General features: G+C 39.8%; 19 protein-coding genes and 3 pseudogenes. 17 read left to right on the top strand and 5 right to left on the bottom strand.

Features of this window, described 5'->3' with window-relative positions:
• Nucleotides 1-678, top strand: coding sequence for a hypothetical protein (locus ACKTT2_RS20955; protein WP_407890377.1), 678 nt, complete (start codon nt 1-3; stop codon nt 676-678).
• Between the two features lie 3 nt (nt 679-681).
• Nucleotides 682-2,946, top strand: coding sequence for a DNA sulfur modification protein DndB (locus ACKTT2_RS20950; RefSeq protein ID WP_407890376.1), 2,265 nt, complete (start codon nt 682-684; stop codon nt 2,944-2,946).
• A gap of 345 nt (nt 2,947-3,291) precedes the next feature.
• On the opposite strand, the gene ACKTT2_RS20945 is transcribed toward ACKTT2_RS20950, so the two are convergent.
• Entirely contained in the window at nt 3,292-5,271 is a 1,980-nt protein-coding gene (locus ACKTT2_RS20945; protein ID WP_407890375.1) for a DNA sulfur modification protein DndB, read from the bottom strand.
• Nucleotide 5,272: 1 nt separating this feature from the next.
• Complete coding sequence (locus tag ACKTT2_RS20940; RefSeq protein ID WP_407890374.1) at nt 5,273-5,845, bottom strand: hypothetical protein; 573 nt, start codon at nt 5,843-5,845, stop codon at nt 5,273-5,275.
• A gap of 604 nt (nt 5,846-6,449) precedes the next feature.
• Between ACKTT2_RS20940 and ACKTT2_RS20935 the strand changes: the two genes are divergently transcribed.
• The 10 genes from ACKTT2_RS20935 to ACKTT2_RS20890 all read left to right on the top strand — a co-directional run bounded on the left by ACKTT2_RS20935 (nt 6,450) and on the right by ACKTT2_RS20890 (nt 17,460).
• Nucleotides 6,450-7,616, top strand: a complete 1,167-nt coding sequence (locus tag ACKTT2_RS20935; RefSeq protein WP_407890373.1) for a cysteine desulfurase family protein — start codon at nt 6,450-6,452, stop codon at nt 7,614-7,616.
• A gap of 55 nt (nt 7,617-7,671) precedes the next feature.
• Nucleotides 7,672-7,884, top strand: coding sequence for a hypothetical protein (locus ACKTT2_RS20930; protein WP_407890372.1), 213 nt, complete (start codon nt 7,672-7,674; stop codon nt 7,882-7,884).
• A gap of 40 nt (nt 7,885-7,924) precedes the next feature.
• The gene (locus tag ACKTT2_RS20925; RefSeq protein ID WP_407890371.1) at nt 7,925-8,146 is read left to right on the top strand and encodes a hypothetical protein; all 222 of its coding nucleotides are present in this window, start codon (nt 7,925-7,927) and stop codon (nt 8,144-8,146) included.
• A gap of 835 nt (nt 8,147-8,981) precedes the next feature.
• Complete coding sequence (locus ACKTT2_RS20920) at nt 8,982-9,146, top strand: DUF8639 family protein (protein WP_407890370.1); 165 nt, start codon at nt 8,982-8,984, stop codon at nt 9,144-9,146.
• Nucleotides 9,147-9,198: 52 nt separating this feature from the next.
• Nucleotides 9,199-10,026: a DUF4007 family protein gene (locus tag ACKTT2_RS20915; RefSeq protein WP_407890369.1), complete on the top strand. Its 828-nt coding sequence runs from the start codon at nt 9,199-9,201 to the stop codon at nt 10,024-10,026.
• A gap of 50 nt (nt 10,027-10,076) precedes the next feature.
• Nucleotides 10,077-11,561 carry a glycerol kinase GlpK gene (glpK, locus tag ACKTT2_RS20910; RefSeq protein WP_407890368.1) on the top strand — a complete coding sequence of 495 codons (1,485 nt, stop codon included), beginning with the start codon at nt 10,077-10,079 and terminating at the stop codon, nt 11,559-11,561.
• 571 nt (nt 11,562-12,132) lie between these two features.
• On the top strand, nt 12,133-12,558 hold the full coding sequence (locus tag ACKTT2_RS20905; RefSeq protein WP_407890367.1) for a hypothetical protein: 426 nt from the start codon (nt 12,133-12,135) through the stop codon (nt 12,556-12,558).
• 174 nt (nt 12,559-12,732) lie between these two features.
• A complete protein-coding gene (locus tag ACKTT2_RS20900; protein WP_407890366.1) occupies nt 12,733-15,765 on the top strand; it encodes a hypothetical protein in 3,033 nt (1,010 codons plus the stop codon).
• On the top strand, nt 15,762-16,295 hold the full coding sequence (locus ACKTT2_RS20895; protein ID WP_407890365.1) for a hypothetical protein: 534 nt from the start codon (nt 15,762-15,764) through the stop codon (nt 16,293-16,295). Before ACKTT2_RS20900 ends, ACKTT2_RS20895 begins: the two co-directional genes overlap by 4 nt.
• Nucleotides 16,240-17,460, top strand: coding sequence for a hypothetical protein (locus ACKTT2_RS20890; RefSeq protein WP_407890364.1), 1,221 nt, complete (start codon nt 16,240-16,242; stop codon nt 17,458-17,460). Before ACKTT2_RS20895 ends, ACKTT2_RS20890 begins: the two co-directional genes overlap by 56 nt.
• A gap of 127 nt (nt 17,461-17,587) precedes the next feature.
• On the opposite strand, the pseudogene ACKTT2_RS52355 reads toward ACKTT2_RS20890, so the two are convergent.
• Nucleotides 17,588-17,759, bottom strand: a pseudogene (locus ACKTT2_RS52355) (transposase); the annotation flags it as partial.
• A gap of 372 nt (nt 17,760-18,131) precedes the next feature.
• On the opposite strand from ACKTT2_RS52355, the gene mads6 reads away from it, so the two are divergent.
• From mads6 to ACKTT2_RS20875, 3 genes and pseudogenes are all read left to right on the top strand, one after another.
• Entirely contained in the window at nt 18,132-19,721 is a 1,590-nt protein-coding gene (mads6, locus tag ACKTT2_RS20885) for a methylation-associated defense system protein kinase MAD6 (protein ID WP_407890363.1), read from the top strand.
• Nucleotides 19,722-19,731: 10 nt separating this feature from the next.
• Nucleotides 19,732-21,111, top strand: a pseudogene (locus ACKTT2_RS20880) (serine/threonine protein kinase); the annotation flags it as partial.
• Between the two features lie 6 nt (nt 21,112-21,117).
• Nucleotides 21,118-21,309: a hypothetical protein gene (locus ACKTT2_RS20875; RefSeq protein ID WP_407890362.1), complete on the top strand. Its 192-nt coding sequence runs from the start codon at nt 21,118-21,120 to the stop codon at nt 21,307-21,309.
• Nucleotides 21,310-21,530: 221 nt separating this feature from the next.
• Here ACKTT2_RS20875 and ACKTT2_RS20870 read toward each other — a convergent pair whose 3' ends face one another.
• The gene (locus ACKTT2_RS20870) at nt 21,531-22,376 is read right to left on the bottom strand and encodes a tetratricopeptide repeat protein (protein ID WP_407890383.1); all 846 of its coding nucleotides are present in this window, start codon (nt 22,374-22,376) and stop codon (nt 21,531-21,533) included.
• A pseudogene (locus ACKTT2_RS52350) lies at nt 22,374-22,676 on the bottom strand (DUF7779 domain-containing protein); the annotation flags it as partial. The gene ACKTT2_RS20870 and the pseudogene ACKTT2_RS52350, both read right to left, overlap by 3 nt.
• Here ACKTT2_RS52350 and ACKTT2_RS20865 point away from each other — a divergent pair.
• Nucleotides 22,609-23,010 carry an element excision factor XisH family protein gene (locus ACKTT2_RS20865; RefSeq protein WP_407890382.1) on the top strand — a complete coding sequence of 134 codons (402 nt, stop codon included), beginning with the start codon at nt 22,609-22,611 and terminating at the stop codon, nt 23,008-23,010. The pseudogene ACKTT2_RS52350 and the gene ACKTT2_RS20865 overlap by 68 nt on opposite strands.
• Nucleotides 22,998-23,333, top strand: coding sequence for a XisI protein (locus tag ACKTT2_RS20860; RefSeq protein ID WP_407890361.1), 336 nt, complete (start codon nt 22,998-23,000; stop codon nt 23,331-23,333). Before ACKTT2_RS20865 ends, ACKTT2_RS20860 begins: the two co-directional genes overlap by 13 nt.
• Nucleotides 23,334-23,439: the final 106 nt, after the last annotated feature.

Raw genomic sequence — 23,439 nt, 5'->3', positions numbered from 1 at the left:
TTGGATTTGCTCTTAATGCTTTACCGTTGGACAGAAATATCGAAAGTACCTCAAAAGCCAGGTGTTTATGCTTGGTATTATTCCCCAGAAATTACAGATTATGACTTAAGAAAAGCAATTGATGATATCAAAAACCTGAAGCAGATAGGAGAAGTACATTTAGCATCAGAGGCAGTAGAAGAATTTTTATATAATAGTATTTTTAGATATTTTAGAGAGGAACCATATCAAGCTTTTTTAAGCGGTCCTTTAAAACCACAATACCAAGGATACATTGAACATCAACCAAGCCTTTCTGAAACATTAGTATCAAGAATTCTAGAAGAACCAGAAAGACTTATAACAGTCAAAGAAGTCGTTGAAAAATCAGCACCAAATTTTGCTAGTCCTATCTATATAGGGATGTCAGAACGTCTTGGAGTCAGGCTGAAACAACACAAAAAACTTATTGAAAAATATCGTTCACAAGTTGAAGTTTCAGAAATTAATGAGAAAAATTTTGCTGCTGAAGAAACAGATAATTCAGATCGGGGTTTTGCTTTACAGATTTGCCGAAGAAATATTACTCCAAGCAGACTCTTTGTTGTAGTTAATATCCTGGAAAATATTAACAAAAAATATGTAGATGTTGAGAATATTCTTAATAGAATTCATTATCCATTGCTGGGGAGAAATTGATAAATGGCATTAAAAATTCGTAAAGAATCAGCTTTAAATTTAACACTCGAAGGATCGACAGGTTCGTTTAGTGTTGGAACAGGTCGTGATGGACAAAATTCTCTTGAAGTCAAATATTTTCTCACCCACGTTGGTCTAGATTTTTCTAGTATTTCAGATGAAGCTTTACTAAGCCATCTAGCCCCTGTAAGAGAAATTTTTGATTTTAAGCAACTGGATTTTGATGAAATCATGCAGCGAGACATTGATGATGCACGTGTCTCCTCAGAACTTATTCCTTATTTATTGGATGAAAAGTCAGTTGATTTGGTGAAGTTATTTCCACCAATTGTTGTTGTTGTACTTCCTGTTAAAGAAGGAGAAAACCGTCCAGCAGATTTATATCCGAAAGTTTATGAAGAAGAAACGTTGGAACAAAATGATGAAGCAGCTAAATACATACTGCGTGCGGGTGCTATAGGACAGGAAGTATTTCAGTTTGAGCAACCCATAGACGAAGGACAACGACTAAAGCACGACCTAGTACGGTTTCGTATAAATACTCATAAGACTCGCTTAGTTATTGTCGATGGTCAACACAGGGCTATGGCTTTACTCGCAATATATAGAAATCTGAAGGATCAGTGGTCAGATGAAAAGCGAGCTCCATTCAAAGAGTACTATTCAGAGTGGACGCCGAAATATATTCAGCAATTTAACCTTAAAGAAATTAACCTACCCGTTATCTTGTGTACATTTCCTTCGCTCAATGAGACATATGCTGGAGACTTCAATCTTAAAAAAGCTGCACGCTCAATTTTCTTAACTCTGAACAAGACGGCTCGAAAAGTTTCAAACTCTCGCAATATTTTACTTGACGATCAAGATATTATTGCTTATTTTCTCCGTCGTTGTCTATCTGAAGTGAAGGGAAAAGATCAACGTTCGCCATACTCCTTGCGAATTTCTAATGTTGAATTAGATCAATCTGAAGACAAATTGAAAATTAAAAGTCCTATTGCTATTACAGGTGTCAATCATCTTTATTATATAATTGAACATTTGCTTCTGAATAGTGGAGACGAAGTAGAAGGTGTAAAACCTAGATCGGGTAAAATTTCTAAACGAAAGGATTTGAATGGCTATAACTGCATGGATAGATTAAATGGTCGAAATTTACTGGGATCTGAAGTTGCTGACTTAACAACACGTGACAACTTTTCACAGGACTCAGCAAACAAGTTAGGCAGCAGTTTTGACAAAAGTTATGGAACTTTTATAATTGCAGTGCTTGAAAGATTTGCTCCTTATGAAAATCATAATAAGGCTGTTCTAAATCTTGAAAATTCCATTGAAATCTACCAAGATCGTCAGCTAAGACCGATTTTACTAGAAGGACAGGGTATTGGTAGAGTTTTTGAAACACATCGAGACAACCTTAAACAGAAATTTAAAGACACTAAAGTACCAGAAATACAATCTATTACTCAACGTCTTGACGCTACTGCAAAACGAATTGAACAAGCCATTCAAGACTTTCGAGTAGACAGAACAAAGCTTTACATACAGCCTATATCGGATAAATCTAAACTTAAAAACTTAGAAGGTAGTGATATCAACCCTAATATTGTAAAGTGGTTTAATGATTTATACGACAATGTACTGACAACAGTAGCTTTTCAAAGTGGATTAATCTGTGGTTTTTTTGGAGAAATTGAGAAAACCAATACGGAGTTGGATAAAGAGTCTCAAGCTCCACTTAATATAATAGAATGCTTCAACGAATATATTGAGCAATTGAACGATTTTTTTACCCCCAAGACTTCTAATCAGTTTAAAAAGCTAATTCGAGTATTCACTGGAGACATTTCTGGTGAAATAGTTGATTGGAAGATTATTTCAATTAATTCGACATTCAGAAATGTCGTATACAGTGGAGAGATGCAACCAGACCAATGGACAAAATATAAATATCTTTTTTTAGAGATTTGGAAACCTAAACATCCTAAATTAAATGAAAATCTTATTAAAGAACGACAAAAGTGTCGCGAACAAATTTATGCCGCTCTTCATAATTATTACAAAACTTTATACTGTCAAGAACATTCAAAATTAGAAGAAAATTTGGAAAGAGATGAGATGAAAAGCATATTTAATCAAGCTTTCTCAGCCTATAGCGATTTTTTAAAGAATCTTAGTGCTGAAGGATTAAACGAGCAAGACATGAAAGTAGCTATTTCCACTATTCCAGCAAAGACAATCGATGAAGTTGAAGCAGAAGAAGCTTGAATTTATATAATGTATTGTCAAGCAGATTTTCTAGAAGAAGCTTGAAAGAAAATCTGCTCGGAGCTTCGCTCTTTTTCCGGGAATAGTGCGAACTTAGGGCTTGCTGAATAAAAGTAAAAGCTAGACCAGTAAGCGTTTTCAGCTTTTTTTCTCCAAACTAGTGCAAGATAATAACATTTCGAGGCTGAAAACCCTTGCACTTTTGTGGAAAATCCTTGGGCAAATTTGAAAATTCACTGATGAACTGACTATTTTACAAGCTGTGCAGCTTCTAAATTTACTTTGTAGACTTTTTCAGCAGACCCTAAATAAGATTATCTTGATTAGCTTTGCTGAGCTTGTTATTTATAAATTAGCATTAAGAAGTTTATTAACCACACTTTTCGCATTTTCTACTCGCTCAACTTTTTCAATAATAGGTATATTTGCAGTTTTGAATAAATCATCAACAAAAGCCTTTGCATCTTGAGCCCAAGCTTCTAGTGTACTAATTTTTATATGTTCAAGCTTAATATCTTTAATTTCCAAATCTTCATTTTCAACCCATGCTGTAAATTTTGCTTTCACTTTTTGCTCGAATATTTTTCCATCTGGAGAATCTAAAAAATTTCCTGCATTATAATATTTCCCTTCACTTTGAATGATACGTAGAATCAACTTTTGATAAGATGGCCAAGACTTTGGATCAACACTAGGTATTAATTCTGGTTTAATTTTAGTCAAAATATAAATCCAATGACTAGGTTCAACTTGATTTAATCTCTGAACAAATTCTCCATAACTATCAAGAAATGATTCTTCATCATTAAATACCTTAAGAGCCATAAAGATCCCTACATGAAACGCCTTTGTTCTTATGGATTCAAAAGCTTGGTCTACTAGCGCTTTTGTACAATTAGGAAACAATTTATAGCGCTCTTCACTCAGCTTTCCCTCTACGTCTTCAACTGCCTTCCGAAGATCATCTAGCCATTGGTTATTGGGATTATTCTGTGAGTAAACAAGAGTATAGTAAAGACCTTCACCTCCTCTAAACACTGTATCCCAAATAGTTCTTTCTTTAGAACTAGCAGTTGTCTTACGCCACTCTTCTACTATACGGCAAGCAGTGTAATGTTGACGAAATAAATGAAAATCATTAAAAATACCATAAAAAACTGGAAGTAACTTCTCAATAAATTGATTTTCAAAATATCCTATTTTGTCACTATTTTTTAGTTCTACTACTTTATTAGTAGTATTTTCATTGATTTTGACATGGGTTCTATTAAAAGATAATTCATTAAAAATATTTTCAAAATTCATTAAAGAATTTCTAGCATTTTCTCTAGAAACTCGATACTTTTCGAGAGTATCATAAGTCCCCCAGTCGAACAAAAACCATGAAATTGTATATTCTATTAATTCAGGATTTGTTAATGTGAATATATTTCCCGATCGGATAGTCAATTCTGAATCTATATCAAATGCACTATGTAGTAAAGAAAATTCTTCAGATTTAAATGATGCCTTGCGGGCTATAGCTGAGTATAAGAATCGAGTTAATAAACAAGTGACTTCGCGATCGTTAAGAAGAATATTCCTTGAATTACTAACTTTTCTAGCAGAGTTATTTACATCTACAAAAAGGTTTCTTGATATTAAGGTAGGATCAATAGCTTGTTCTTCACTTTCAAACCACACCAATGTAACTGGTAATTCTGCATTGAAAGATTCAGGTACAGAAATGTCCTGATAAAAAGCTGAATGGATATCTGCATCATCATTTGCAAATACTCCACATAGAAATCGAAATGCATTTGCTCGATGCTGACCGTCCAGGACAATTATATCTGTTTGAGTCGAATCAATAGACAACATTCCTAATGGACCATATGAATTTCCAGTTTGAAATGCCGTGAGAGACCAGCAATCACCGTAACTAGTAATTTTTTTGCTACTTAATTCCTTATATTCTGGCGTAGGATAATCCCGACCCTCATTCATAATAAAACCAGATGGAATAAGTACAGCCAAAATAGCTGGAAAAAAAGCGATTTTTGATGGTTTTTTCAAATATGGTACTAATTCTGTTGCTACACGAGCATCACTTAGATCCCTTTGAAGTAAAGAATTTAAATTTTTTAGCTTATTTGGTGGTACTCTTTCACGCATAGGTTTTAACTCTTTTAAAAGAGCAAATTCACCTGAGCTTTTATCACGGCTACTAGCCTTGGTAGAAAAATATTTGACTTTTACTGACTTATTATCTATCTCAAAAGAACCAATCAGTCCATATGTATCAATAGTAATTTTATTAATAGGTTCTATAAATGGTGTCTCCATTTTATCTCCTTCCATAATAAGGAATAAAAGTACGATTTAAAAAATTTTCAACTTCAACTAACATTGTAGACGAATAACCGGGAGCAAGTTCAATAACCTTAACTCTAAAAGAATTTAAACCTATTCCATTGATGCCTTTGATGACTGAGCTAATTCTTTGAGCAAAATGTTTTGATTCTTTATCAGAATCTATATCAGATTCTATAATGTCAACTATATCTTCAACATGATCGGCGTACAAAATGTGGTTTAGCATTGTTATATGAGTTAACAGTCTTCTTTTAAGATTATTTGAGACTCCTATATAAATAGGGGGAGAAAAGACATCTATTGCACCAGCCAGTAAATTTAAGTCTTGCACAGGCTTGTCAAATAAATAAGGTTGAGCGGAAAGAGTTCCTTGATAATTATCCTGTAGATTTCCTTTGAGAAAAGAGAATAGTTGCCTCTGCTTGTAAACACTATGATAAGCCTGTAGATCAATTTTTTGATTATATAAAAGATACCAAGCATAAATACCTGGAACTTCGGAAACTTCTTGCAGTTTTCTAACTGAATAGGCTTTTGAATTCATTTTTTAATACTACTTTTCTAAGCTAAGAATAAAAAAAAGACAATTGTATTTTTACTTAAAAAATACTATATTCCAAAATCAATTTTAAGTAAAAATACTTAATTTGGGACTTTTTCTGTTTAGGGGATGTTAACTTCAAGTACTCATGTAGAAGCGGTATTCTATATACTAAGTTATAGTTGACACGTTAGTAGAAACCTATTTGGCATAAAAAGTTTTATCTCACTAATAGTACAGTGTCGGGTTTACTTGGTCAATCTAAACACTACGCAACTAGATTGATGTTTACACTTCATCATCTAAGTAGAAGGACACAAATAAAGTAGACTTTGTAAAGAATGATTAAGGAAAACAGAGTAGGTGAACCTCTCAAAGGAGGATCTGTGCTAATGTTAACAACTTTGGCTAAGTAGAATATTTTGAGTATCCGTCTTAATTGGCGGTTACTTAAGTTAATATGCTTAATTCGCACGAATTGTTAACATAACTGTCGAATGTTATAAGTACGTTATTCTATATTTGATAAAATTATAATTTTTTTGTTATTTATGGCAAAAATGGGTGAATTCTGAGAATTTAGTAGAGCAATTTATATCAATGTCCAGTGACTAGAAAAGGTAACATCATATACTTAGATTATCATGCAACGACTCCCGTAGACCCCAGAGTCGCACCATTGATGCTGCATTACATGACTACAGCATTTGGTAATGCTAGCAGCATAGATCACGAATATGGGGATGAGGCAGAACGAGCCGTTTCAAAATCTGCTTTTCAGGTTGCTAAACTAGTGGGTGCATCGCCAAAGCAAGTCATTTTTACTTCTGGCGCAACTGAAAGCATAAATATAGTTATTCAAGGCAGTTTGCTTTCTCAATCGCACAAAAAGCACCGAATTGCTGTTTTACCCGTTGAACACAAAGCAGTTTTGGACACTGGCCACGCTTTGGCTAAACGGGGACTTGCTGAGATTGTTTACTTGAAAGTTGATTCCAAAGGAAGGCTTGACTTGGAATATCTCGAGCAAGTTTGTGCATCAGGGCTATCCTTACTTTGCGTTATGGCAGCGAATAACGAAATTGGAAACGTTTACCCCATTCAAGCTGTTGGGCAAATTGCTCAACAGTACGGCATCCCTTTTCTATGCGATGCTTCCCAGGCTGTAGGCAAAATTCCGATTAATTTTGAAGAGTGGGGAATTACTTATCTAGCGATCTCCGCTCACAAACTCTATGGTCCCAAAGGTTCTGGTGCTTTAGTTATCCGTAAAGGATATCGTCTAAAGCCAATTTTATTCGGCGGTGGTCATCAGAAGGGTTTGCGTTCTGGAACTCTCAATGTTCCCGGTATTGTTGGCTTGGGAGAAGCTTGTCGCTTGCGTCAGTTGGAAATGGAAGAAGATGAACAAGCGATCGCAATCAAAAGAGATAGATTACAAAAATTACTGCAAGAGAAAATTCCCGATTTAACGGTTAACGGCGATTTATCCTCCCGTTTATCAGGAAATCTCCATATTTCGATACCTGATGTTCCCAATAGTGCAGTTATTGCTAGAGTTCGGCATCAGCTAGCTATTTCTACGGGTGCTGCTTGCTCATCAGGTGTAGAAACACCTTCTCATGTTCTGCAAGCTTTGGGCTTACCCTCTAACTTAATTGAAGGAGCGCTAAGGATTGGGATTGGCAAATTTACAACGAGTGCAGAAATCGAACAGGCGGCTGAAATTCTGTCGTCTGCCATTAATCTAATCCGTCAAGTTATGTGTTGTTAAAGCAAGGTTTATGTAAAATTTTAGTAGGAATACCATAGAAAACCTTATGGGGCGAATGAGTTTAGAAAATAAGAAAGTAGCTCCGATGAAAAGTTGGGCAATGAGGACAGGATTAGTTCATGACAATTACCTCAGCCCGGAAGGAAAGATCGTTCTCGAAAAAAACCTCTATCTCAAATTAACCATCGCGAACTGGCTGATGCACTTTTACCTCAGCTATAGTAACAAAGGACTAGCAAAACTCGGCAACCCTGATGATTGGGTTTGAGCTTAGCTTTCTCCTTCAGTACAATACATTACGTTAGTCCATGAGTTTTGTTCCACGCTTCACTTACGATCATCTTTTGGTAAGGCATTTGGGAGTTATCGAGGGAGCACGTGCTGTTATTGAGGTGTTCAAGCCGTACCCGGCTTATCACCCTTACAATCACAATCAGATTTTAGAAATATTGGAAAACCTGTCCTTCAGAATTGATACTCAGGAAAAATCGCAATTGGTAAAACCAATGACCTTCGTTTTGTGGTGTTAGAAAGCGATCGCTATAATCTTCCTTTGAGTATCAGTTTCTGCGCTTTAAATTTGAGAGTATTTACTTCCTTCGGTGCTATGAGATTACCGAATTTCTTTTCCTCTTACTCCCTTGCTCTTTGCGCCCTTGTGCGGTTCATTTAAATGGGTAGTCTTCAGGCGGTAAAGGAGAATCTAAGTACTGGAGAACCAATCCAGTAGAAGTGCTTGACGTAAAACGCAAAATATGGATGCTATTAAAATTAGGGATTTTGGCGTTACGTTTTAATGCGATCGCGTAGCGACGACCTTCGCGTAGCGTGTCCGCAGGACATAGGAGAATCGCTAAGAACCCGACCCAAATATTTAGCCTAAAATAAACGATTTTTCCTTATACACATACTTCTGTTTTTGTCAATATATATTAGTGGACTGACGATCTAGCACGGGAATGGATCGACACCTGCTTCAAAATAAGGACATTAGTTTCAGAAAATAGCGGAAGTGAATCAAGCGATTTTACCCTTCAAAATAGGGGCGCTCTACGAAAAATTAGTACTTTCAGCCTCTGACGCTAAAAAAATAACGGAAGTGGATGGCAAAAAATAACGCTTATTTAATTGCTTTCCTTGTGGACACTGACACTCATAACCCAACTAAATGTTAATACTTAATCATTAGTATTATTAATTACAGAATTTCTCGAATATTTAGACTTTTCTAAAGTTCTTTACACCTATGCCTCTTGTTAAAGGTATCACTGCACTAAACCCGGTAGTACTTCGCCCGATCGCATCGTAGGCGATCGCTTCTAACTGACTTGTAAAATATAAACAGCAAAAAATCCCTCTACCCCTATGACTGTAAAAATCCAGACAGAAAAAGACACATTACAGGCAAACACCAGTGTAAAGAGCGCTCGAGAAACAGAAAACGAAAAAGTTCTATGTCCTCATTGTCAGCGCACAGCTACGAACGGTATTAAATGTAAAGGAATTTGTGTGGCAGACAGTGACTATTAAGGTATAAATTTTAAATTAATAAATCCGCGTGTTGTGTTCTCTAAAAACACCTATGGCTAAATTACAACTGCATTTTAACGGCAATTTTTCCCTAAAAAGAGAAGAGGTTGCCAGAATACTCCAAGCAGCTACAGAAGAACCAGGCTTAAACGATCGCCTTGAAAACCTGATGGACAGAACCAGCTTGGGGAATGCTAAAGTGGGAAGAATCAAAAGTTGGGCAAGTCGTGCGGGTTTAATTCAGGAGAATCGTCCCAGCCCTGAAGGGGAAATTGTTTGGCGTCTAGACCGTTACTTTGAGTCATACATCACCAACTGGTTGATGCACTTTTATCTCAGTTTTGGTGACAAAGGACTACAAAAAGCACCAAATCAACCAGCCGATTGGGGTGGTTGGTCTTATTTTATCTTTAGCTTTCTCCCTCAGTATAATACATTTACTGTTGATGAATTACTGCACCATTTTACATCTATCTTTGAAGAAGAAAGCAAGATTATTTCTACAAGAATAAAATATATTTTGCGAGCATATACCGAAAACCAAGCTTTAGCATCCTGTAAGTTTCTTACTGTTAAAGAAGACAAATATTCCAATCAAAATGCTACTTTACCCAATTCTTACTTAACTGGATATTTTCTCACCAAATTGTGGGAACGGGATTTTGGCGACGCAACCTCAGTCTTAACTGACGATCTCCTACAGCAAAAAATGGGATTAGCTCCTATTCTTGGTATAGAAACCGAAGCATTGCAGGAGTGTCTCAATCAGTTGGAAACTTTGGCGCTCGTCGAACAAAGGCGTACTGTCTCCCCAGCCCAGGTAATTCGCCGTTGGACTGACCCTTTAGCTTTGTTGGAAAAAGCATATGCTGATAGCTGATTTAAACTAGCCATTTTATAAGAGTTACTTAACAGTTCTGCTATTCTCCCATGACTAAATATATTCTAGCATTCGATCAAGGCACCACCAGCTCGCGCTCTATTATATTTGACCGCAATGGCGAGATCCTAACCATTGCTCAGAAAGAATTTCAACAAATCTTTCCGCAGCCCGGTTGGGTAGAACATAATGCTGATGAAATCTGGGCTTCCCAAATTGGTGTTGCTCATGAAGCTTTAGCTCGCATTGGTATCAAAGCTGGAGATATTGCTGCTATTGGTATTACCAATCAACGAGAAACTACGATAGTTTGGGATCGAAAAACAGGTAAGCCAATTCATAATGCGATCGTTTGGCAAGACCGCCGCACTGCTGCTGACTGCGATGAACTTAAGGCTGCTGGACATGAACCAACATTTCAGAAAAAAACGGGACTGGTAATCGATGCTTACTTTAGCGGCACTAAACTCAAGTGGTTGCTCGATCGTGTGCCTTGCGCTCGCGAAAAAGCCGAGCGTGGAGAACTGGCATTTGGAACCGTCGATAGCTGGTTGATTTGGAAACTCACTCAGGGGGCACTCCACATCACAGATGTGACTAATGCTAGCAGGACGTTGTTGTTCAATATTCACACTCAGCAGTGGGACTCGGAATTATTGTCCATTCTCGATATTCCCCCTTCTCTTCTTCCCCAAGTGCGGAGTTCGTCAGAAGTATATGGGTATACATCTGAAGGTCTTCTAGGTAGCCGCATTCCCATTGCTGGAATTGCCGGAGACCAGCAGGCTGCCACCTTTGGGCAGGCATCGTTGCAATGTGGCATGGTAAAAAATACTTACGGTACGGGCTGCTTTCTGCTGCTGAATACGGGTAATAAGCCGATGCAATCTCATCACAAGCTGCTGACCACGATCGCGTGGAGCATAAGTGGACGAACTAATTATGCTCTAGAAGGCAGCGTATTCATTGCCGGGGCAGTTGTGCAATGGTTACGCGACGGACTCGGAATTATTAAGCACAGCGCGGATGTGGAAGCGTTAGCTTGCAGCGTTCCTGATAATGATGGTGTGTATTTTGTACCTGCCTTCGTTGGTTTGGGCGCACCTTATTGGGACAGCTACGCTCGTGGCACGATTGTGGGTTTAAGTCGCGGCTCAACGGGTGCCCATATCGCCCGTGCAGCGCTAGAAAGTATTGCCTATCAAACATCTGATGTGATTGATGCGATGCGTCAGGATTCTCAGCTCGATCTGTGTGAACTACGGGTAGATGGTGGTGCCTCCCGCAACGATCTGCTGATGCAGTTCCAGGCTGATATTTTGGGTGTGCCGGTTGTCCGTCCAAAAATCACCGAAACGACTGCCTTGGGAGCTGCGTATCTGGCAGGATTAGCTGTTGGCTACTGGGAAAGCGAAGCGGAAATTGTGCAGCAGTGGCAAGTTGAGAAACGGTTTGAGCCAACAATTAGCGCCGATCGTCGAGAAACACTACTGGACTCGTGGCGGCAAGCGATCGCCCAGACACGGCATAGGTAGAGAGTAGGGGAAACAGGGGAGGCTTTTGGAGCGGGAGCTTTGTGTCAGGGTATTGTCTGAAGCCATTGTTTCTGGTTAATTCGTGCCTTTTTCCGTCACAAATCTCATCTTATCAACAACTTCAGCAGAATCTCCTCAATTGGTATAAGTGTCTAAGTTGAAGCTAGTAGTTGAACCGCAGTGTACGCAGACGGACGCAGAAAGAGGTCTAATTTATATTTACTGTTTTCTTAGAGGTCATTTATAAAGTAAATCTTAAATTGCCAAATGTATTGTGTGGGTTGGGTAGAACTCAACGATCCCAATAATTCGATGAAATGTTGGGTTTCGTTCCTCAACCCAACCTACGATGTCTTAATGTTTACTTTATAAATCATCTCTTATAGATGCTATGGGATTCTTTGAGCTTCTTAAGCAGGATGGCAATTTCTTTTTTTAAGATATAATTTATACATTATTAACTGTATTTGTATATTCATGCCTCGATTCCCACTCTCTCTGCGGACTCTGCACCTCTGCGATTTTTTATCTCACAGTTGGTCTGACTTTCTATGGGTGCTGGAAAAAGCTTATGCCAATTGACGATTTAAAATTGCGAGAAGCACAACTAAGCGATCGCCCTCACTTACTCCTATGGGACACCCCCTCCAACCCAGAACTCAAAGCATTAGCCTACCGAGAGAACGCTGAAGTTATTAGTTACCGCACCCATCTCCTTAACCGTATTGATGCTGAAAATTTCCTCACCCTGCATCTTTGGCTGGAGAGAGAACTGGATGCTATCAAAGCGATGTGCGCCAACACTTCCAATCCCGTCGTGCTTCTGAAAGACTTGGATTGTCTGATTACTTATTTGCGCGTGCGATCGGACAGTCCAATTACTCTATTCTGGCAAAACCTTTTTTACACAAGACATTTACAAAGCATCCTTTGGATTTTACTACCTAGTAAATTAACTCCTCCTAACTGGGATGATAGCCGCATCTTGCGTATTTGAGATATTTCTCACGCAAAGGCGCAAAGACGAGCCAGTGCGTTGCGGGGGTTTCCCCCCAACCCCAAAGGGGACCCCAAAGCCCCCCGTTGAAGCATCTGGCGTCGCAAAGAAGAAAGCACAGACCCATTCCCTAGTCCTCAGTCCCTATTCCCCACTCCCCACTCCCCATTTTCTATGCTCCTCAACCAACTTGTAAAAATCAATGAAACCGCCCTTGTCGCCAATGCTGTCACTTTTGATCTCATGGAGGACAGGGATAAAAATTTGCGTTTGTGTCAGGGTTTTGTATTTAACTATGAATCCGATCCCAAAAAGATAAATTCCACTACAGTGGGTGTGTTGAGGGCTTTAAGGAATAGCTTTCACAGTCCAAGTGAGCCAAATGTTCACTTAATGGTGCAGGATTATGGTAAAGGAAAATCTCACTTTGCTCTAGCAGTTGCTAACTTTTTTCAGAAACCCTATGACAGTGAAGAAGTACGGGGTGTTTTACAGCAGATTGAATACGTCACTTCTGCTAACAGCCCTATTTTAGAGGATTTGAAACAATACAAACAACGTGGTAGAAATTTGGTCATTTGTCTAAGTGGTGACAAATCTATAGACCTCCACAAGCATTTCCTCAAAGCTGTGAAAATAACTTTAGAAGCAGAAGGAATTGTGAGTTCTTTAGGTCAACAAATTTGTCGGCTACCTCTTGAGTATCTGGAAAACTTAACTCCAGAACAACGTCAGGAAGCTGAGGAATATCTCTCAGAGTTGGGGAACCCTGAGGGTGATATTCATACCATTATACAGCTTCTTAGGGATGATAACTATGAGGTGATTTCCCTTGTTAAAGAAATTAGCCGCAAGCTGACGCGGACGGGTATACCACTAGATTTTGAAACAAATGTTGATATAGAAGCAATCCTTTCCAATTTAATTACTAACTTATGTACGGGTACAAAACCGCGCTTCCAAGGGATTTTAATTCTATTTGATGAACTTTATAATTATCTGCAACTGTGGGCGAGCGACCCAGTTCGGGCTGGTAGTACTGCACTTCAAAATATCACTAATGTTTGTGAAAGGTTCAAAGGAAAAATTGCTCTCCTCAGTTTAACTCAAAGAAGACCGGGAAGAGTCAGACCATTAAAAAATGATGAAGATTACAATAGATTGGTTTCCCGACTGGAACTGCTTCCCAGCACTTACGAACCGGCGGCGAGTTTGGAATTGGTTTTAAATGGTTTACTCACTCAGCAAGAGAAAACAGCAGCATGGCAAGAATTTTTCAGCAAGTGGCGCAGTACATTACTTGCTACTAATACAAAGATTTTCCAAAGCCGTACTGCTAACTATTATCAAAACCGGAACTGGACAGATGAACAGTTTTTCCGGAATGTCGGTGTTGGTTGCTACCCACTTCATCCCCTCACTTCTTATTTGCTGTGTAACTTAGATTTTACTCAGGGGCGTACTGCTATCCAGTTTGTTCAAGAAGATGTGAAAAGGTTTATTCAAGAACAAGCTGTGGAAAATAATGGTAGTCTCAATCTTATTTATCCTGTTGCTTTGGTTGATGCTTTTGAAAGTAATTTTGCCAATCCTGAAGCTAATTCAGAATATTCCTCACTGTATTCAAATTACAATAACTCTGCTACTAAGGTGAAAGCGTCTGCTGATGCCGATCGCAATGAAATGTTGGTCTTAAAAGCTTTGCTGCTATTCTACGCCAGTCGTGGTAAGTTGACCAAATCGGATCGTGAAAGACATGAAGAAATTTTAAGCTTGCTAACGGGATTGTCTGCTCCAGCAGTTAGGACAGCCTTAGATAAGCTTTGTCAAATACGAGAAGTCATTTTTCTCAATGAAGCAGACAATACCTATAGTTTTTTCTCCAGTGGATTTGGCATTGATGAGTTAAAAAGACGCATTAAAGAAGAAACGGGTAATAAGCCTGCTGCGATAAGCCACGGCTTGCGCTTCGCGAACGCACAAGTAGAAATTCACTGCCAATCCTACATTAGTAACGATACCACACCCACTCAGTTTATTGAGTCGAATCGTCTGTGGAGTGAAGATTGGCGTTTCCAAAACAAGGTTTTTAGTGTCGCCAAATTCAAACAAGCTCTCTCAAGCGTACAAAATATTCAGTCACTAGACGCATCTGGTATCGTCGCTTATGTCATTGGTGAAACCACTGAAGAGTTACTAGCCCTCAAGAATGAAGTTTCCCAACTATTAGAACATTCCCCAATTAAACGTCAAGTTGTGGTTGCTATGACCTCTCAACCTATAGAGAAACTAGCGCAACTGCTAAGGGAAAACTTAGTGCTTGAGAAAAAATCGTTTCCAGAGTTTGACAAAGCAGTGTCTCAACTCAAGCAGCAATATCAAAAGCAAATTCAAGACATCACCTCAGACATATTCAAATCCTGTTCGTATCACTGTTATATTGAGGACAAAATTCCTCCACGCGATCGCAATCACCTCTCTCCCATTGTTAGCGCAGTCCTTCAGGAACTCTATCCCTATGCTCCTCCAGTCGAGCGAAGCGATAAAATGGCGCGGAAGAGTACAGCCGGTTCTGAAATTATCGGCTACGTGTCCAAACGCTTGCTAGAAAACGACCTGCGTTCAATCTTTCCTAACAAGAGTTATAGTACTGTTGTTGACATCTTTATGAATTCTTGGAGGTTGCTCAAAACAACGTCTCAACACTATTCTGTCGTTGTTCCAACCCATCGCAATATCAAAGCCGCTTGGGATAAAATCTCCGAGATAACAGACTTAGGTGACAAACCAGAGCAAACTGTTGAGATTATCAAAATTTGGCAAACCCTCTCAAGTCCTCCCTACGGACACAACGAGTACACATTTACCATTTTATTTGCTGCTTGGTTGGCTTACCATCATGCGGAAGTTATCCTCAAAGGTCGCTTTGGTATTCCTCAGAAAAAAACGGATACAGTGTTGATACGGACGGAACCCATTAAAACTTGGGCTTCAACAAATGTTTTCGATAGACCCAAAGTGTTTGTTAATACCTGGATTAAAAACGGCAAAACTTTTTTAATTCGCCGTCAGCCTATTGCTTACCCTGAAGTCCCCAGTTCCCTTGATTGGGAACAAACACAGCAATTCATTCAAGATATTGACAACTACCTCGTCAACCCACCAGACCCTGCAAAAGTTTCCGAACTGAAGAGCAAGCAAAATTGAAGAAAGGAGTAGAACAACTTAATGAACAGATGAAACCTGTCATGCAAGCAGAGAATTTACTTCAAACAAAAAATATTACACAAACAGATGTTGAGAGTTTGTTACCGATTTGTTCTGCATTGCATGAACCGTTATCGACGATCGCGGAGGATGGATTATCTATCCGTTTGACAGCACAACAAACAACAAAGCGTGGAGAAGTCCAGCAAGCAGTTATCGAGACAATAGGACGATTTCTGGAAGCGGAAAAAGTCCGTGGTGAATCCTTAAGTACGCAAGTTGAGTGTGGAGCGTATAAGGACAATCTCCAAAGATTGATAGAGCGAATTCAATTAGTTCCTAGTTTACCTTCTCGGTTTTTAGAAACTTTACAAAGGGCCATTCAAACATCCAATATGAGGTTAGCAGAAATCGAAGAGCAAACAAAAGTTAATCATTGCTTGGAAAGCATAAACAGTCGTTATAACAGTCTAAGTGCGTTCGCGAAGCGTAAGCTGTACCCAGCTTATCGCAACTCAAAGCGAGTATAGCGATCTCCAATCTCAAATTGAAGCTTTAGTGCTGGGTGTTCCGGCTGTTAGAGAAACAAGTCAGTATAGAAATATCATCCAATCTTTGGAGGAGAAACAAAATTCTCTTCTCGCACAAATTACCGCTTGGGAAACTCAATTTTCTCCCAGTATGTCACTTCTTCAAGCCGTACAGTTAAGTCAGAGCATCCACAGTCAATTAAACCGCTTTAATGATGAAAGCAGACAAAGATTAAATACTCTTGTAGAACGTCTTGATAATATTATCCTGCAAAGGGAGACAGAAGAAAAAGCAGCAGAAACATCTCAAAATATAGAAAACCAGCAAGATAGCCAAACGATGGATTCTATTCGCCAGTATACTTTACAAAAAGCAAACACAATTTATCTTTGTGAAGAAGCAATTCGTGCTGTGACAAGTTTGCAAAATAATTTGAATTCACCAAAGCCATTGATGGAGGAGATAAATACGCGGGTTCAGCAATTTAGCAACAAGATATTAGAGGATAAAAATAATCTTCAAAAATTGCGCGATCGCTTGTCTCAAGTCGAAACAGCACAACAAATAAATCACCTGCGAGAGGAGTATGCTAAGCTGGATTTTGTCTTTAAAGAATCTACAGAATACGCTACCTATCAAAAACTGCAAACCGAAATCAATTTAGTTGCAGAAGACATAGAACAGCTTCGCTCTTGGGAAAATCTGTACGAGCAAAGCGAATCAGTTGGAGCCTGCGATCGCGCTTTGGAAACTCTTGCTAAGGAACAGCTTAAATTACATAATAGAGAACGTTTTCGACAGAAAACCCAACAATTACAACAGCATCTTCTGCGAAGAAAGCAGAGCTATATTGAGAAGGAGAGAGATTCTGTAAAAAGGTGGTTGGATAACTTGCAAATTCAGTTTAAGCGATTGGAAAAGTGTGCTGATGCATCGGAAAAACTTACAGCAGCTAATAATTTGCACAAGCGCATTCTTCAGGAGAAATATCAATACGAACGCATTTTAGAACTGGAACAAAGGCAAACTTTAGAACGGATTGTTAATCTTTGTGTGGAAATTGAAGGTCGGGATACGGAGAGTAAAATTATTACTTTATTTGAAGGTCTTCCGCGTAGGAAACAAGAAGGTCTGCTGAAGAAGTTAGAAGGATATTTAAAATGAAGACTCCTATCCCGCTTGAAGATTACTTATTTAAATGAACCGCAAAGACGCAAAGAGCAAGGGAGTAAGAGGAGAAGAAGATCGGTAATCTTATGGCGGAAGGGGAGTAATTAACCGCAGGTGGACAATATACTGTTTGTGCAATTAAGCTATTAACTAGATGCACAATTTTGTTTGGCTCACGGGTTACTTTGAAATATGCTACCAACCGAGACGTTATTTCTCTTTTTCTGTTCAGTTCCGCAATTAATGAAAATCGGTACATCCGATGTTACAGGCTCACCCTTGAAATTAACTACTCCCTTCCCGCTATAAGATTACCGATCTTCTTCTCCTCTTACTCCCTTGCTCTTTGCGTCTTTGCGGTTCATTTAAATAAGTAATCTTCGGGCGGAAAGGGAGCTAAGTGCGATAAGCCGGGTACGGCTTGCGCTTTGCGAACGCAATTTTTTTGAAGAAGTATCTATGCGGAAATAAGAGGTCATTTATAAAGTAAATCTTAAATCGCCAAATGTATTGTGTGGGTCGGATAGAACGAAGTGACACCCAATAATTTGATTACATGATACCCAATAATTTGATTAGATGACACCTAACAATTTGATTAAATGTTGGGTTTCGTTCCTCAACCCAACCTACATCCTTGACTTACTTATAAAGGAGAAATTGTAATGCCAGCTGAATACTTTCCCTTTGGTGAACCGGAAAACGAATCGGAACGGATGGCGCTTAGCTATCTGCGCGGTCATTTGCCTAATTCTTACAAAATTTTTGCCAACTTGGAAATTAAACAAGGTGTGGAAATTTTTGAGATAGACTTGATTATAATAGCACCTCACTGTGTTTATGTCGTTGATATTAAGCACTGGCGCGGGCGTATTGAAATTGATGACCGACATTGGTATCTGGAGAATCACCAGCCTTACTCATCGCCTCTGAAGAAATTAAGAAAACACGCTAAAGTTCTCAGTAGCGCGATCTGTGATACCAACCGCGCATTGCAGCAGAATTTGAGTAGGGTTCACATCCAAGCGGCTGTGCTGATGACTTCTGATGACGTGCAAGTCATTGATAATGGTGATAAAGATGGCGACCATGTGACTTATCTTGATAAACGCTGTCTTGACTACTTTCAAAGCGCTGCTTGTGTTCCACCCCAAAGGTTGAGGATTATCAAGCCCTATGTCAAATTTGTGGAACTAGCGATTCGTGGAAAATCTCAGCCAAAATCTTCTCCTCGTTTTTATTTACATTGGCAAGTTGAGGAAAAATTGGGAGGCAATGACCGCTATACTGAATACCGTGCAACACATCAAACGATGGGGACTGCTGACTGTACGGTACGTTTGCGGGTTTACACGGTTGACCCCTTGTTAGAACCTCTTGAAAGGAAAGCACAGCTAAAGCTAATTTGTACTGCTTTTCTGGCGGTTGATAAGATTAAGCATCATCCCAATATATTACCAGTACGGGATTATTTTGTTAGCAATACTGATGATTGTGTTGTGTTGGTGATTGATGATGTACCAGGTCAAGTTCTCAGCCAACACGTTAAAAAGCACAATCTGGATCTCGAACAGAAATTTTCTATTATCCGGGATGTTCTCCTGGCTTTGGAACACGTCCACAAACACGGGGTGATTCACCGCAATATTACTCCTGATAGTATTTTAATTTCTGCTGACGGACAAGCGAGTTTGACGGGTTTTGATTATGCTCGCGTTCCCAATCGCACGAGTACTATTGCTGATGAGATTGCGGAAGATTTAACAGAGTATGCTGTTTACCAAGCGGTGGAATGTCAAAATGACCCTTCTCAAGCTAGCGATCGCTCGGATCTTTTCTCTGCTGGGCTGGTTTTCTACACTTTGCTGACGGGGGTTTCAGCTTTTGAAGATGCGAATCAAATTTGCGATGAGAATGCTCGGTTTCCTGTCAAACCTTCGGAACGAAATCCCGAACTCTCTCCTGCTTGGGATGTCTGGTTGCAGAAGCTTTGTGCTTTTGCGCCTCAAGATCGCTTTCCTGATGCTGCTGTAGCACTGCGGGAACTCTCTTCTTTGATGTCGAACCCGATTCCTGTGGAAGAATCTTCTTTGGAAGGGTTGGATATAACTAACCTTCCTCCGGATACGATTATCGATCGCCGTTACCGAATTATCAAACGCTTGGGTCGTCCCGGTAGCTTTGGTGTAGCATACCATGTCTTTGAGACTTTGGGGGAGGTTGAACGAGTTTTGAAGTTGGTCACGAAAGTATAGACGTTCGGTTTACGAGAGGTTACAACAGGAGTATAAGACTTTGCAAAAAGTTCCCAAACATCCTTATATAGTAGAGGTGATTTGGGCTGGTCAATTAAAGGATGAGACTCCTTTTATTGTTTTTGAGTATGTCGAAGGTCAAGATGTTCAACATCTTATCGAAACCAAAGCGATCTCTATAGAAAAAGCTGTTGAGATTGTCTTACAAACTGCTACTGGTTTATCTCACTTGCACAAGTATAAGGTTTGCCATCAAGATATTAAGCCTTCTAATCTGTTGGTGACGGATACGGGTGTGCGAATTATTGATTTTAATGTGGCGCTGTCTGAGGGTGATGAGATGAGTGTTGGGGTTGGAACTCGTCGCTATTTACCTCCCGATCGCAAGTTGACATCGAATTTAACTTTGGAGGAGAAAGTAGACCGGGATTTGTATGCTTTGGGTATGGTTTTTTATGAATGTGTGACGGGTTGTTATCCTTTTGATGAATTTCAGCCTCCTAGGGGGAAGTTACCGCGAGACCCTCGTGATGTGGAAGGTTGTGAGGATTTGGATGAAGAATTGGTAAAATTGCTGATGCGTGCGATCGCTCCTCAAAGATCCAAGCGTTTTTCTTCGGCGGAGGAATTTTTGGCGGGGATTGGTTTGTTGGATGTTGGGAGAATGAACTTTCTAGGCGCAGAGGACGCGGAGGTAAGAGAGGGGAGGAGTGAGGGGAGTATTTCTTTGTTTGAGTTTTCTGTTGGGAATGCGGTTAATGGGGAGAAGCCGATAGTTCTTGATCCTACGGGGTTGTATGAGGTTCCTGCTGGTTATACTGCGATCGTAACTGAACTGGAGTGGATGCGATCTTTTGGTGTGAGTGGTTCTCCTTGGTGGGTTAAAAGTAAGCGTTTGTGTGATTGGGCTGTGGAATGGTTGCAGGTCTGGAATAGAATGGATGAGGTGACGGAGATTAAGTCGAATCCCAGGTTGCGCTTGCAAAGTTTGTTTGGCTCTTTACCTTTACCTCAGGAGTGGACTGACAAACAAATACTGGCTCTTGTCACCAGGCTTGATTCTTATCCTCAAGAAAATCCTATTACATATTTACTTGTGGATGTCATGGGTCATGAGGAAGTTTGGCTTGGAGAACCTTCCATCACTCATCTTGCCACATGGTTAACACTTCGAGTTCCACGAGAGTGCTGTCCTTTAGAGAAGGTATGGCAGCAAAAGTTTCAAGACTGTGAGTTGGCGACTTATTACTTAACAGAAGATAAGTTTCAGCTTTTGCGTTGTTGGCTTGGTATTGCCAAACCGGAGATAACCGAACTAGGGAAATATCCTTTGGCGATTCCCGATTTTCTTACACAAGAGTTTGATAAAAAAATAATTAACCGCAGATGAACGCGGATGGACGCGGATAAATTTGTACCTCAAGAGACCGGGAAACGATATAGATACTGGGAAGAGCAGTTGTACCGCACCCAAGGCGAAGTTCTCAAGCCTCTTCCCCTACACCAAGCTGGTAAGGAACGTATTGCCAATATTGCTCTTAAGGTAGTCAAGCAACGTCCCGATTGGAGCGATCATCAGGAGAACTAACCTTTAAATTTGCAGGTCATGAAATCAGCAGTACAAACCTAACACCAGAATCTCAAATTGCGATCGCGCAAATGTTTATTAGCCAAGGATTCGATATAGATGAATTCTTATGCAACCACCCAAAATACCGTAGAAGTTGCGTAATGATTTGGTAGGTTGGGTTGAGGAACGAAACCCAACATTCAATCAAATTATTTGGTGCTATTTCTATAATTATAGCGTTAAGCATCGCGATCGCGCAAAGATTTTAGATTTGCAAGAATAGTAGCTGTGGTATGGTGATTCACCCCTAAACTTTTTGAAGCAATTTCCAATGCTTTTTGGAACAGTGGTTCGGCTTCGCTGTACCTTCCTTGGGATCTGTAGAGATTAGCCAAGTTGTTGTAACTGGTGGCGACATCGGGATGCTCTTCTCCGAGCAAGCGTTGCGTTAGTTGCAATGCTTTTTGAAACAGTGGTTCGGCTTCGCTGTACCTTCCTTGGGAATTGTAGAGATTAGCCAAGTTGTTGTAACTGGTAGCAACATAGGGATGCTCTTCACCAAGCAAGCGTTGCGTGAGTTGCAATGCTTTTTGAAACAGTGGTTCGGCTTCGCTATACCTTCCTTGGGAATTGTAGAGATTAGCCAAGTTGTTGTAACTGGTGGCGACATAGGGATGCTCTTCTCTCAACAAGCGTTGCGTTAGTTGCAATGCTTTAATGTACAGTGGTTCCGCTTTGCTGTAACTTCCTTGGGAATGGTACAGTTCTGCCAAGTTGTTGTAACTGGCAGTGACATCGAGATGCTCTTCTGGAAGCAAGCGTTGATAAAGTTGCAATGCTTCTTGTAACAGTGGTTCCGCTTCCGAGTACCGACCGCGTTCTTTCAAGTAGTAGCCAGTCCAACTCAGTAACACAGCGGCTGTTTCTGACTCAAATTGACACTGAGAAATCCAATGAATTGTAACTCTAGCATGGGGTAAAAGTCTTTCGTAGACTCCCCAATTTGCATATTCAGCTTCAGGGAAGACTTGTGCGATCGCACACACGCTCCTTTCTGCCCAAAGACGGCGGCTGTCCTCATCCATCTCGGCTCTTAACACGAACTGCACTAAGCTGTGAATATCAAAAGTTTTACGAATTGGGTTGCGGTAAATCAATGAAAACCGTCCCGCTTCTGCCATGACTTTGACAAAATCCAGGGGGTTGTTTGCCAATCGGCTGAGATTTTCCCCCAATTGAGTCCCACCAAGAGTAAAAATTTCTTCGGGAATCGCATCCGGTGCTAAAAAGGCAGAAACGCGAATCAAATCGGATGCTATTGGGTTGCTTTCTAATAACTTCTTAAAGGCGAGAGAAAAAGTGATAGTTACGCTTGGATGCTTCATAATCAAGATTGAAGGTGTGAAGTTTGAGATTGACTTAGCAGCAGAAAAGATATTAGGAGCTGAGAAAGCAGGGCGAAAAATCGCAGTCGAAGTAAAAAGTTTTCTAAGTACTTCGGCAATTACTGACTTTCACGTAGCTTTGGGACAATTTCTCAACTATCGGCTTGCCTTGCAAATGAAAGAACCAGACAGGACGCTTTATCTAGCAGTACCTTTTGATACTTTTAATACGTTCTTTCAAGAACTGTTTGTTCGAGAAGCGGTCAAGTTTTACCAACTAAAGCTCGTTGTCTACGATCCAATTAAAGAGGAGGTCATTGAATGGAGAGAATAGAATACTACCGCCAATGCATCCGTAACTTGCTAACTGAACAAGCATCTATGGAAAATAGTAACCCAGATGTTGAGTGTCAGTTAGTTTTTGATACAGAACATAACCATTATCAATTACTGGATGTTGGTTGGGAAGGACTCAAGCGAGTCTATAACTGTTTTATCCATGTGGATATCAAAGATAGTAAGATTTGGATTCAGCGCAATACGACGGAGCTAGATATTGCTCAAGCATTAGTAGAGATGGGGGTTTCAAAGGAAGATATTGTCTTGGGATTGCATCCGCCCTACAAACGTCCGTATACAGGCTATGGTGTAGCGTAGGAGAGAATATTGCTGTTTTACTAAGTAACTTTAGCGATCGTTTGATGAAATGGTAATCAAACAGAACACACATGAAAAGATTTTACAGAAATTATCGTAGATAGAT

The organism is Scytonema hankhaensis NUACC26 (genome assembly GCF_045865695.1).
Classification (GTDB): domain Bacteria; phylum Cyanobacteriota; class Cyanobacteriia; order Cyanobacteriales; family Nostocaceae; genus Scytonema.
Note: the sequence above shows the minus strand (reverse complement) of the source record. Positions and strands in the feature narration are given on the sequence as shown.

Coding starts and splice junctions, on each gene's coding strand:
- ACKTT2_RS20950 (WP_407890376.1), top strand. CDS start 682: ATGGCATTAAAAATTCGTAAAGAATCAGCTTTAAATTTAACACTCGAA.
- ACKTT2_RS20945 (WP_407890375.1), bottom strand. CDS start 5,271: ATGGAGACACCATTTATAGAACCTATTAATAAAATTACTATTGATACA.
- ACKTT2_RS20940 (WP_407890374.1), bottom strand. CDS start 5,845: ATGAATTCAAAAGCCTATTCAGTTAGAAAACTGCAAGAAGTTTCCGAA.
- ACKTT2_RS20930 (WP_407890372.1), top strand. CDS start 7,672: ATGAGTTTAGAAAATAAGAAAGTAGCTCCGATGAAAAGTTGGGCAATG.
- ACKTT2_RS20925 (WP_407890371.1), top strand. CDS start 7,925: ATGAGTTTTGTTCCACGCTTCACTTACGATCATCTTTTGGTAAGGCAT.
- ACKTT2_RS20920 (WP_407890370.1), top strand. CDS start 8,982: ATGACTGTAAAAATCCAGACAGAAAAAGACACATTACAGGCAAACACC.
- ACKTT2_RS20915 (WP_407890369.1), top strand. CDS start 9,199: ATGGCTAAATTACAACTGCATTTTAACGGCAATTTTTCCCTAAAAAGA.
- glpK (WP_407890368.1), top strand. CDS start 10,077: ATGACTAAATATATTCTAGCATTCGATCAAGGCACCACCAGCTCGCGC.
- ACKTT2_RS20905 (WP_407890367.1), top strand. CDS start 12,133: ATGCCAATTGACGATTTAAAATTGCGAGAAGCACAACTAAGCGATCGC.
- ACKTT2_RS20900 (WP_407890366.1), top strand. CDS start 12,733: ATGCTCCTCAACCAACTTGTAAAAATCAATGAAACCGCCCTTGTCGCC.
- mads6 (WP_407890363.1), top strand. CDS start 18,132: ATGCCAGCTGAATACTTTCCCTTTGGTGAACCGGAAAACGAATCGGAA.
- ACKTT2_RS20875 (WP_407890362.1), top strand. CDS start 21,118: ATGGACGCGGATAAATTTGTACCTCAAGAGACCGGGAAACGATATAGA.
- ACKTT2_RS20870 (WP_407890383.1), bottom strand. CDS start 22,376: ATGGATGAGGACAGCCGCCGTCTTTGGGCAGAAAGGAGCGTGTGTGCG.
- ACKTT2_RS20860 (WP_407890361.1), top strand. CDS start 22,998: ATGGAGAGAATAGAATACTACCGCCAATGCATCCGTAACTTGCTAACT.